Annotated in this window: 11 protein-coding genes; 5 read left to right on the forward strand and 6 right to left on the reverse strand. The window is 61.5% G+C overall.

The window, feature by feature from the left end:
* Positions 1-6: 6 nt before the first annotated feature.
* Positions 7-1,824 carry a sulfatase family protein gene (locus PEP31012_RS01335; protein ID WP_150587561.1) on the reverse strand — a complete coding sequence of 606 codons (1,818 nt, stop codon included), beginning with the start codon at positions 1,822-1,824 and terminating at the stop codon, positions 7-9.
* Positions 1,825-2,066: 242 nt separating this feature from the next.
* Here PEP31012_RS01335 and PEP31012_RS01340 point away from each other — a divergent pair, with 242 nt between their 5' ends.
* The 3 genes from PEP31012_RS01340 (at position 2,067) to PEP31012_RS01350 (ending at position 4,310) form a co-directional block, all read left to right on the forward strand.
* Positions 2,067-3,140, forward strand: a complete 1,074-nt coding sequence (locus tag PEP31012_RS01340; RefSeq protein ID WP_150587562.1) for a porin — start codon at positions 2,067-2,069, stop codon at positions 3,138-3,140.
* A gap of 190 nt (positions 3,141-3,330) precedes the next feature.
* Positions 3,331-3,888, forward strand: a complete 558-nt coding sequence (locus PEP31012_RS01345; protein ID WP_150587563.1) for a helix-turn-helix domain-containing protein — start codon at positions 3,331-3,333, stop codon at positions 3,886-3,888.
* Positions 3,885-4,310 (forward strand): VOC family protein, encoded by a 426-nt coding sequence (locus PEP31012_RS01350; RefSeq protein WP_150587564.1) that lies wholly within the window; start codon positions 3,885-3,887, stop codon positions 4,308-4,310. Before PEP31012_RS01345 ends, PEP31012_RS01350 begins: the two co-directional genes overlap by 4 nt.
* 37 nt (positions 4,311-4,347) lie before the next feature.
* Here PEP31012_RS01350 and PEP31012_RS01355 read toward each other — a convergent pair whose 3' ends face one another.
* Positions 4,348-5,364, reverse strand: coding sequence for a transporter (locus PEP31012_RS01355; protein ID WP_150587565.1), 1,017 nt, complete (start codon positions 5,362-5,364; stop codon positions 4,348-4,350).
* Between the two features lie 341 nt (positions 5,365-5,705).
* On the opposite strand from PEP31012_RS01355, the gene ppk2 reads away from it, so the two are divergent.
* Complete coding sequence (gene ppk2, locus PEP31012_RS01360; protein WP_150587566.1) at positions 5,706-6,626, forward strand: polyphosphate kinase 2; 921 nt, start codon at positions 5,706-5,708, stop codon at positions 6,624-6,626.
* A 222-nt stretch (positions 6,627-6,848) separates the two neighbouring features.
* Here the strand turns inward: ppk2 and PEP31012_RS01365 are convergent, their stop codons facing one another.
* The 4 genes from PEP31012_RS01365 to PEP31012_RS01380 all read right to left on the reverse strand — a co-directional run bounded on the left by PEP31012_RS01365 (position 6,849) and on the right by PEP31012_RS01380 (position 10,511).
* Positions 6,849-8,255 carry an ATP-binding protein gene (locus tag PEP31012_RS01365; RefSeq protein ID WP_246171094.1) on the reverse strand — a complete coding sequence of 469 codons (1,407 nt, stop codon included), beginning with the start codon at positions 8,253-8,255 and terminating at the stop codon, positions 6,849-6,851.
* Complete coding sequence (locus PEP31012_RS01370; protein WP_150587567.1) at positions 8,252-9,094, reverse strand: response regulator; 843 nt, start codon at positions 9,092-9,094, stop codon at positions 8,252-8,254. The genes PEP31012_RS01365 and PEP31012_RS01370 overlap by 4 nt, the downstream gene beginning before the upstream one ends.
* A gap of 17 nt (positions 9,095-9,111) precedes the next feature.
* Entirely contained in the window at positions 9,112-9,333 is a 222-nt protein-coding gene (locus tag PEP31012_RS01375) for a hypothetical protein (protein WP_150587568.1), read from the reverse strand.
* 563 nt (positions 9,334-9,896) lie between these two features.
* Positions 9,897-10,511 (reverse strand): LuxR C-terminal-related transcriptional regulator, encoded by a 615-nt coding sequence (locus PEP31012_RS01380; RefSeq protein ID WP_150587569.1) that lies wholly within the window; start codon positions 10,509-10,511, stop codon positions 9,897-9,899.
* A 162-nt stretch (positions 10,512-10,673) separates the two neighbouring features.
* On the opposite strand from PEP31012_RS01380, the gene PEP31012_RS01385 reads away from it, so the two are divergent.
* Positions 10,674-11,249 carry an isochorismatase family protein gene (locus tag PEP31012_RS01385; RefSeq protein ID WP_217427097.1) on the forward strand — a complete coding sequence of 192 codons (576 nt, stop codon included), beginning with the start codon at positions 10,674-10,676 and terminating at the stop codon, positions 11,247-11,249.
* Positions 11,250-11,322 lie beyond the last annotated feature (73 nt).

Genomic DNA, 11,322 nt, shown 5'->3' on the forward strand with positions numbered 1-11,322 from the left:
GCTTCGCTATGAATGTTTCCGGAAATTGAATTGCAGCCGGTTGTCGATGAACGGCAGACTGCTTAGGGCGTCCTCGCCGACTTCTGCGTCGATGAGGGCATTCAGTTTGCCGTTCATCGCAAGCAGCTCGGTCCCATATCGCCCCGGCTGCGACGCCAGATTATTCATTTCGTCCGGGTCCGATTGAAGATCGTAAAGTTCCAGATCGTTGTGTTGCATCAAAGCATCCAATGTCGTCGGACGATTGAAATCCGACAACGCAAAATACCGGCTGAAACGATAACGACCGTCAAATACACTCCGTATTGCCCCCCTGAGTGTTAGATTGGGTTGCAGGGCGCGTGCGCGTCGATGCATCTCCTGCGGCGGCACACCGCGTTGCCGCATGGTGTTGAACTCCGCGAGCATCCATTCGCTGTCGTAATACAGCAGCATCGCATAATTGAACAGCGCGGCAGGACGAACGGCGTCCATGGGCGCTGCGTCCGGCGCCTTCAACAAATGCGCGAAACTGCGGCCGACCGATGCTTTTCCAGCGATGGCGCGCACCTTTTCCTCCGGCAACCCAGTCAATGCCAGCAACGTGGGCGCTATGTCGACGTGTGATGTGATGGCCGAGCATTGTTTCCCACCTTCGTATGCCGGGTGCGCAACGATGAATGGCACATGGTTTTGTTGGCGGTAGGCGTTCGCCCCCTTGTCAATCATTTGATGGTATCCGCCAAGCTCCCCATGATCTGACGTCAGGATCACGACGGTCTGATCGGCAATGCCGAGGTTGTCCAATTCTTCCAGAATCCGTGCGACGTGCCGATCGCAATCGCGAATGCAATTCAAGTAATTGTCTTGATAGAGGCCGACACTCCTGTCGCTGAAGTCGAACCTGCCGATCAGTGCTGCGTGCGCCGCGCCGTACATCGCATGTGCTGCCGGTCGCCCCTGACCGTTCAGTGGTTGCTTGCGCGACGGCGGTAGTGGCACATTTCGCCATTGCGCTTCATACAGCTTGTCTTTTGGCGCGCCACGGGTAGGCAGCAACCCCGCATGCCCTTTGTCGCTCGGTGCAGGGTCGAACCACATCGCGTCGTGCGGATTCACCAGATTGACCGCGAGAAACCAAGGCTTGGCTGACGTTTCGGAGGTGCTCGCGTTCGGTCGGCGATTTCGAAGCCATGTCACCGCCGCCTCGGTCGTCGTGCCATCGTACATATAACCACCAAGAGCGGCCCCGACAAGATCGCCCACGCCAAAGTAATCGTCAAAGCCATATGCCCGCATCGTCTTCGCATAATCCGCGACGGGGGCATCGTAAGGGCTGCGCGACTCATGCATGGTCGTGCTGAGATGCCATTTGCCGAAGTACGCCGAGTGATAGCCGGCATCTTTCATCATATGCCCGACCGTGCGGACGTCTTGCCCCAGATCGGGTTGCCATGGCAGTCCCGCATTGTCGAAGATGCCGGTGTGCTGCATATGGCGGCCCGTGTAGATGTTCGATCTTGACGGCGAACACACACACGACGCGATCTGATGATTGACGAACGAAATCCCGCGCCGCTTCAACTTTTCTCGTCCGGGCACTGGCATCGGCCACTCCTCAAAGTAGCGTTCCTGATCGACGAGGATGAACAGGACGTTGTAACCCGTCGGTGGCGAGGCAGGAGGGGATTTTGCGATGTGCTGCGTCGGAGCGGCGGCGGCAGGCACGAGATTGCTGATCGATGTGGACAGAAGCGCGGCTCCCGTTGTCTTCAGGAACGCGCGTCGGCGCTCACCCTCCGGCCGTAAATCGGCATCGGTCTCTGTCGTGCTCCGAGTATCCATTTGCTTCCTTTGTTTTACGTGTGAAACAGTGATTCACAATTGAGAAATTGTAGCCATCACGACCTCCCCTTTCGCTACTGGTGAAATCACTAGCATCTCGGAAATTTTGAGTATGCAACCATCCGCTTCGAAATCTACAATTTTGTTCTATGTGTTCATATTTGAACATTACACAACACCATCTCGACTAACTGACGAAGTCTCGATTTGTCCGGACTTCCGTTTCGAATCGACGGGGAAATATGAAGGTCTCGATCGCAACTGGATTACTGATGTGCTCACTCGCCGGCAATGTGTCGGCGCAAACTGGTGTCACGATGTACGGGAGCTTGGACGCGGGGGGCGCTTATGTCAGTAACAGCGCTGGCAGTGCCCTGTTCAAATTCAACCAGAGCAATATGCAGCCGGATCGATGGGGCTTCAAAGGCGTTGAATATCTCGGGGGCGGCCTACATACCGTTTTTCAACTGGAAAACGGCTTTTTCACCGGCAGCGGTGCATCCGTCTCAAGCGGGACAATGTGGAATCGCCAGGCATACGTGGGACTCGCCTCGCCGACCGCAGGCACCCTTACCGTCGGGCACCAAAGTTCCTTGAACTTCGATTTGCTCACCCCGCTCAGTAACGCCTATCTCGCGCAGTCATGGAACGCGTTCCATCCTGGCAATATCGACAATCTCGCAAACTCGGCGACGTCATCGGTCAACAACGCGATCAAGTATCGTTCTGCAAGCTATCACGGACTCTCTGCTAGCTCGTTGATCGGGCTCGGCAATACGACCAATTTTGGTTTCGGCAACACGTTCAGCGCCGGCGTTAATTTCGCGTCGGGGAATCTGAAAACGGCAGCAATCTACTCCAACCAGCACAACCGCGCTTTTGGTGTGGCGGCAACGGGGCTCGCAACATTTCAAGGAAGCCCTGCTTCCGCATACATTGCAGACCGTTCAGAGACATTTGGCGCAGGTCTCCTGTACACATTCGGCAGTCTTCGCGTACATGGACTTTACACGCGCGTTCGCCTTGAGAAGGGCACCGCCTCCGACGTCTATCAGAGCTACGAGGCTGGTGCCGAGTATCAGCTAACGCTCGCCAATCAAGTTACCGGAGGCGTTGCGACGACGACGATGTCTGGTCACCGATGGTCGCAGATCGAGGTGGGATACATCTACTCACTGTCCCGGTCGACGCAACTCTATCTGCAAGCGCTGTGCGAGCACACCAACGCCGGGACAAAGGCATATCTGTCCATCGCGGGGCAATCCAGCAATGAGAATCAGGTGATTGTTCTGAGCGGCATGCACCATACCTTCTGAGGAAATCAGGCATTAGGCCTCTCACGGCGCCCAATAGCAGGCGTCACGCGGCAACCATGGCGTGTGTTCAAGATAATCGGTGCAACGCCTATCGTTGTTAGCGCCTGTCGTTTTCTCGTCGAGCGCATTGTCACACCGCCCCCAGTGTTACGCCTAAACTAGCCGGATGTCGTCTGCGCCGTTGGAACCCATGGCCCCTCGCGAATGCCGTCGTGACCCGTTGCCTGCCTCGTCGCCCGTGCCCGGCGCCGGGCCGGCGGATGGCGCGCCGTTGGAAGACCCGGCCTTGCTGCGGCGTCTGCTGCGCGCCAAAGACCGCATGGACGCGGCCTCGCACGAGGCCTGGCCCGTCAAACGCCTGGCTGCGGTCAGCGGCACTTCCGAAGCGCACTTCGCGCGCTCGTTCAAGCGAGCCTTCGGCATTCCTCCGCATCGCTACCTGCTGACGCGGCGCATCGAGCAGGCCAATACCCTGTTGCGGGACACCGACCTCAGCATCACTGATATTGCCTTCGCCACCGGTTGGGAGAGCGTGGGCACGTTTGGCCGCATCTTCCGTGACATCAACGGACAAAGCCCGAGCACCGTTCGTCAGGCCGCGCGCAATGCCACGCCCCATTGCCTGGATCGTGTCCCGGCCTGCGTCGTGAAAGCGGCGCAGCGGCCCGATCTCAAGATCGCAGTTTTGGAGAAGCGCCGCCGCGTGGCCGAGGGTACAGTCCCTCCATCCACCAAGGAGGACTTATGAATCTGACGAACCAAGGAATACAAGTGGTCGGCGTGTACGTCGACGACCAGGATGAAGCGCTTGCCTTTTACGTCGAGGCACTCGGATTCCGCGTCCACACGGACGTGCGCAACGGTGCGTTCCGATGGCTGACCGTCCAGCATCCGGACCAGCCCTCGTTCCAGCTAGGCCTGTTCACCCCGGGCCCGCCGATTCACGACGAGGCGACCGCCCAAACGTTGCGGGCGATGGTCGCCAAGGGCGCCATGCCGCCCCTGGTGCTTCACGTATCCGATTGCCGGGAGCGCTACGAGGCGCTGAAAGCCCGCGGCGTCGAATTCACCCAGGCGCCGGTCGAGCGCTATGGCAGCGTCGACGCGGGCTTTCGCGACCCGGCCGGCAACGGGTGGAAGATGATTCAAGCCGCGCCGAACGCAAAGTGAACCGCCGGTTGTGACGTCGTTATCCGACCTGTCGCCGTCAATCCGGCCGCCGCCGAAACGCCCACGCGCCGGCGGCGGCGGTCCCGGTGGCGACGATGCCGACCAGGACCCAGAAGCCATGCGGGTGATCGGCGAGCGGGATGCCGCCCACGTTCATGCCGAAAAAGCCCGCCACAATATTGATGGGCAAGGCGAGCACGGTCACGACGGTAAGCGTGTAGATCGTGCGCTCGGTGCGCTCGCTGACCATCGCAGCGATCTCTTCCTGCAACAACTTGATGCGCTCGAGCAACGCCGTCAAGTCGTTGAGCACGACGGCAAATTCCTCGGTTGCCTGGCGAAATTCCTGCACGTCCTCGACATGCCCCCAGACCGGGGGACGGCTCAACAAACGAAAGAGCGCCGCCGGTTCAGGCGCCAGCAAACGTTGCAAACGCACAAGCACCCGGCGCAACGACCCCAGGTCGGCGCGATTGCTCTCGATACGCTGCTGCAACAACCGGTCCTCCACCGTATCCACGCGGGCGCTCGTCTCGCGCACGATGCGCTCGAGCACATCCGCCTGATCGCGCAGCAAATGCACCAGCAATGCCAGCGGCGAACGAAACGCTTCACCGCGTTTGACCGATGCCCGCAACTTGTCGATCGATCGCAACGGTTTCACCCGACCGGTGACCAGCAGCCGCGCATTGGCGGCGACGCGCAGCGTTGAAATCTCCGACTGCGCGATGTCGAATGCGAAAATCACATCGTTGATGACGGCCAGCAGCCAATCGTCGGAATGCTCGATGCGCGTGGAACGCGAGCCTTCAGCAAGATGCTCGTAGAACTCGTCCGGCAGGCGCAGATGCTGCTGCAACCACCGCTCGCACGCGGCATGCGCGAAATTGAAGTGCAGCCACAGGAATCCCTGCGCACGCTCGCCCTGCGCCAGCCACGCGAGTGCCTCGCGCGAATCGATGGGTTCGGGCGGGGTGCCGTCGATAAATCGATAGCCGTAGATCAGACCCGCCTGATCGCAGCCATAAGCGTTGTGAACCAAGTCGGCGAACATGCGCGCGGTATGTGGGCAACCATGGGGAATAACGTGAACCTCGCCGCAACGCGACGCAATGCGCACGGGCGTGACATCATGACCCCGTCATATTGCGTTTTTGTGACAATACCGCACCCCGCGCACCGTCCACGAACACCGCTTTCGCCCATCAGGCAGGGCTGAATGGGAACGTCGCGGCACAGGATTCGTCAACGCCACGCCAGTGTCATAAAATCGTCGCAGACTTGGGCTCATCCTCGGGTGCGCCCCGCACGCGCTGACACGCCGTGCTCCCGCCCGCCGTCGCCCATGCCTTACGGGCGCCTTCCGTATTTTTTGCTCCGCAAGAGATCGTCGCCATGACCCAATTCGATTCCGACGCCGACCGCGACGCCTCGTTGGCGCGTCGCCTCCAGGACGACCTGATCGACAGCTACGACGAAGAGATCGAAATGGAGATCGACGATCTTCGTCTGCCCGGCCTGAACGACCTGACCGACGCCGCCCGCAGCGACCGTTTGCACTATTTCCGCGAACTGTTCCGCCTGCAGGGCGAACTCGTCAAATTGCAGGACTGGGTCATCCGCAGCCGCCACCGGCTCGTCGTGATCTTCGAAGGCCGCGATGCGGCCGGCAAGGGCGGCGCGATCAAGCGAATCACGCAACGGCTCAACCCCCGCGTGTGCCGCGTGGCCGCCCTGCCCGCCCCCAACGACCGTGAACGCACGCAATGGTATTTCCAGCGTTACGTCCAGCATCTGCCCGCCGCCGGCGAGATCGTGCTGTTCGACCGCAGTTGGTATAACCGCGCGGGCGTGGAACACGTCATGGGGTTCTGCACCGAGAGCGAATATGAAGAGTTCTTCCGCTCGGTGCCCGAGTTCGAAAAGATGCTCGTTCGCAGCGGCATCCAGATCGTGAAGTACTGGTTCTCGATCTCGGACGACGAACAGGAGGCGCGCTTCCTCGCGCGAATTCAGGACCCGCTCAAGCAATGGAAGCTCAGCCCGATGGATCTGGAAAGCCGTCGTCGCTGGGAAAGCTACACGCGCGCGAAGGAAGTGATGCTCGAGCGCACCCACATTCCGGAAGCCCCGTGGTGGGTCGTACAGGCCGACGACAAGAAGCGGGCGCGCCTGAACTGCATGCATCATCTGCTCGCGCAAGTGCCGTATCACGACGTGGAGCGCTCGTCGGTGATCTTGCCCGAACGCGCCCGCAGCGAAGACTATATGCGTCAGCCGGTGCCCGATGAAATGATCGTGCCGGAGATTTACTGACGCGGTGTGATCGGCGACGGTTCAGGGCGGCATCGTGCCACCTGAGCCACCTGAGCCACCTGAGCCACCTGAGCCACCTGAGCCACCTGAGCCGCTTGAGCCGCCTGAGCCGCTTGAGCCGCCTGAGCCGCTTGAGCCGCTTGAGCCGCTTGAGCCGCTTGAGCCGCGTAAGCCGCGTAAGCCGCCTAAGCTTGCTGAGCTTACTGAGTCACCCTGGCAGCCTCACGCGCCCGCAAGCCCAGCGGCCGGGGTGACCGGCAGGCACAGGGTGACACGCAGCCCGCCGTCCGGCGACTTACCCAGACGCACGGTGCCGCCCAGCCCTTCGACCAATCGCGCGACGAGCGACAGACCGAGTCCGCAATGGCCCTCGCCGCCGCGCGACGAATCGAGCCGCACGAATGGCCGCATCGCCAGCGCCGCCTGATCGTCCGGAATCCCCGCCCCGCAATCGCTGACTTCGATATACCCCACCGCCCCCTCGCACCACGTCGCCAGACGCACCGGCGGTTCGCCGTGCTCAAGCGCGTTGTCGACGAGATTCATCATCACCCGGTCGAGCAGCGTGCGCGGCAACCGGAAACCCGGACCCGCGCACAAATGACTGGCGAACAACGACGCGCTCTCGCTCGATTCACTCAGATCACTCGATGCACTCGTATCATTCAGCGCGCTCGAAGGTTTCGACATGTCCAACGCGTTCGGCACCGCCGCGGCGGACGCCGTCGTGGCGACATCGTGCTCGCCCTCCCCCACGGGAAATTGTTCGCGCAAGAACGCATCGACGCCGACGAGCGGACTCGTATCGGCCTCGTCGCGCGCGTAGGCGAGAAACTGCTGGACGATGTGGTCGATCGACGCGATATCGCGCACAAACCCGTCGCGTGAGCTGTCGCTGTCGATCAAGTCGGCGCGAAGACGCAGGCGCGTGAGCGGCGACTTCAGATCGTGGGCAATCCCCGCGAGCATGATCGCCTGGTTGTCCTCCGCTTCCGCCAGGCGCTTGGCCATGTCATTGAACGCATGCGTGAGATCGCGCAACTCGTGCGGCCCTTGCTCGGGCAGCAGGGCCGGACGCCGTCCACGTGCGATCACACGCGCGGCGTGTGCCACGCGCGCGATCGGCCGCTGCATCTGCCAGGCGACCAGCAACGCCAGCAACACCGCGCCGATCAGAATGCCCACCGTCTCACGTACAAAGGGGGGCGTCGGCGGCAAGTCGAGCCCGATGACGATCCACTCGCTTCGCTGGGGCAACAACACCCATAAACTCCCCCGCTTGCGCTCATCGACCAGATGCAATTGCGTCCCCGCCGGCAGGCGCGAGAGCAGTTCGTGGCGCAGGCGTGCCGCGCGTTCGTCGTCTACGCGATCGACAAACGTCGGGGCGTCGGCCAGTGGCACGCGCCGCAGGCCGCGCGGCGGCACAAGGCTGCCGGGGTCCACGGCGCGTTGATCCACACTCTGAATGGCGATGAGCAGGCCGCGCGCAAATCCGTCCACTTGCTGACGCGGACGCTGGTAGAACACCAGCGCACTCCATACCAGATGCATCACCAACAGCACGGCAATACCCAGCCCTGCCATGCGCGCGAAGAGCGAGTCGCGCAGCAGCCAACGCCGTTTCACGCCGCCGACTCCCGCCAGCCGCGCACCGTACGCTTGACCACCCGCGCCGGCGAGGCGAGCGCCTGCCCGTTGTCGTGACCGCCTACACCACCTGAGCCTGACCGCTCGCACGCATCGGACGTGCCGCTTTCTGCCAACTCGCCACCCGGCACGAAGACGTACCCCTTGCCGCGAATCGTCTGGATATAGCGCGGCTCGGACGGATCGGCTTCGATGAGCCGACGCAGACGCCACACCGGCACATCGAGGCTGCGATCGCGAAACGTAATGCCGTCGCCATAGAGCATGGCGTGGAGCTTCACACGCGGCAGCACCTGCATTGGGTGCTGCGTAAAGGCCTTGAGCATGGCGAATTCGGTATCGCGCAGCGGCAGTCGCTCGCCCTCGCGCTGCAACGTGCGCAGCGAGTAATCGAGCTCAAAGGGGCCGAAGCGGTACGGTGCACGCACATCGGGCGCGCTGGCGGCGACCGGCCCGCGACGACGCAACACCGCGTGAATGCGGGCGAGCAACTCGCGCGGGTCGAACGGCTTGGCCAGATAGTCGTCCGCGCCAAGTTCGAGGCCGAGCGCCCGGTCGAGCGGGCCGCCGCGCGCGGAGAGCATGATCACTGGAATGTCTTCGCCGGCCGCGCGCAAATCCTGCAACGCACGCAAGCCATCGCGCTCCGGCATCATGATATCGAGCAGAATCACCGAGGGCCGTTCGAGTTCGAGTCGGCGCATCAGCGACGCGCCGTTGTGCAGCACCGAGACCTGCATGCCGTTGGCATGCAGCAATTCGCGCAAGAGGTCGCGTACGACAGGATCGTCGTCGACCAGCAGGACATGCAGACTCATGAAATTCTCTAGGTAATTTAAGGTTGGCGCCGTGCGCTCGCGGCTTGCGACAGTGTCACGGCACTGTCTTGCGTCACAGCGGATGGTGCTGGCGTGCTGGACAGCGCCCGCAGCGCATTCGTGAATCGCTCCGGCGCCGACGACGCGCGACGCGTGCCGAGCGTTGCGGCCGGCCCCTGTCCTGGCAAACGCCAGGCGCGATGTAGCGCCGACCCCGGCGCGCCAATGCCTGTGGACATGATGTGTGCTCCCTTGGTGTCGAGATACACCGAAGTGTGCGTGTCCGCCCAGGCCGGCGTTGACCGAAGCATCTTACAGAATGGCGCTCAATCCTTATTTCAGAAAGGATTGGAAAGATGCGTCGACATCCGGGGCGTGCCGTGGCCACAAAGCCCCCGAAGAAAATCCGGAATTTCGCAGACGTAAAGCGACATAGCTGGCAATTATATCCACGTTGTCGCATGCGCACCCGCACCACGGCGTTTTCCCGTTAGTCGAGACGCCGATGCGGGGCCGACATGCGCGGCGCAATCTTCACACTGTGCAGTCGCATCGCGACGACGAGCGTGGCGAGCGTTGTTGTGGTCGCGCCCCCGCTATGTGCGCCTGGCGCCCAGTCTCGCGGGGCTGACGGCGCTTGCGGGCCTGCCGCTGGCACGGTCGCGCCTGCAACACCGCAAAACGTCGGCCACGATTCGTGTCTCCACATTTTCGCGGCCATGGTCGACTGCCCTACCCCACTCGGCGCCGCCGTGTGCGAATCGGACGGGTAGGCAGGTGGGCATCCGCGCAGTGGAGACGCCTAAGCAAGGAGCGTCTTGACCAGTTCGTGCGTCGTAGGAACGTCAAACTTCTTCAAGAGCTTCCCCCGGAAGACCTCCACGGTTCGCGGACTGATCCCCAGGGCGATGCCAATTTCCTTGGCGGTCTGGTTCTGAATGAGCAATGCCGCCACATCGCGCTCGCGCTTTGTCATGGAATGCTTGGTCTCTGCGAGCCGCTTGTTGGCGGCACTTGCGCCACCGGACAGGCTTATGCTCGCTCCCATCTCCGAAAAGAACCAGAGTGCCTCCCGGTACGGGTCGTCCCGGTGCTCGCTGACGCCCGTCACATTCACCCAGAACAATTGCCCATCGAGCCGCTGCATGGCTCGCGGTTCCATGATTCGCCCGAACTTTTTCAGAGCGGGAATCACACGCGCACCAAATCGATCGAACGCCACCTGGTTGGGGTACAGGACGCGAACCGACTGGCCGATCACGGCGTCGCCGCTCGTACGAAACATGTCCAGAAATTGCTTGTTGCAGGCGCATATCACTCGCCTGCGGGTCACCATGAGCGCGACCGGTACGTTCGCGAACACCTGTTCATAGTCGATCGGTTCAGACGCGAGCGCGCCGGCCGTCATGTCGTCCATGCCATCTCCTTGCCGTCAGGGTGATTCCGTACGTAATCGATACGTATATATGTACGTATGCTGCACCACTAGACTCTTAAGTGCAATGTTGCTCAACTCATTGAATTGGAGTCAAAAATGGACGATTACCAAAACCGCTCTTATGGGGCTGTCGGAATTGGCATGAAGGGGAAAGTCGGAATTGTCGTGGTGGACTATCAACTGGCGTTCACCGAGCCGAAATACCCGCTTGGCGGCGCACCGCTGGTCATGCGTGGGCTTGCCAATACCGAGCGCCTGCTCAAGGTTGCCCGCGCGCACAACGTTCCGATCGCGACGTGCTTCACCGCCTACAAAAATGAGCGCGACATGCCTCACTGGAAAATTGCCGCGGTTCGCGATCAGTTCAGGCTCGATCATCCCAGCTCTGCCCTCGATCCCCGGATCTACGACAAGGACTACGACGTGGTCGTGTGCAAGTATGGCCCATCGATTTTCTTCCAGACGCCGGTTGTGCCGTACTTCGTGAAAGAGGGCGTCGAGACGGTCATCATCACGGGCTGCAACACGAGCGGATGCATTCGCGCTTCGACGATCGACAGCTTTCAATGGGGCTTCCGCACCATTGTTCCGGAAGACTGCGTCGGCGACATCGAGGAAGGTCCGCACCGCGACAATTTGCGCGACGTCGGCCGGCGCTATGCAGACGTGTCGAGCGCAGACGAAGTGATTGCCTATATCCGTCAGTCGATGGCCTGAACGGCGGCGTGCTGCGACGGGTATCCGCCAATTTTCGGACGCTGGGAGCCCCCTTCCAGCGTTCGGCTTCGGG

Origin of the sequence: Pandoraea eparura (assembly GCF_902459725.1) — a bacterium.
GTDB lineage: Bacteria > Pseudomonadota > Gammaproteobacteria > Burkholderiales > Burkholderiaceae > Pandoraea > Pandoraea eparura.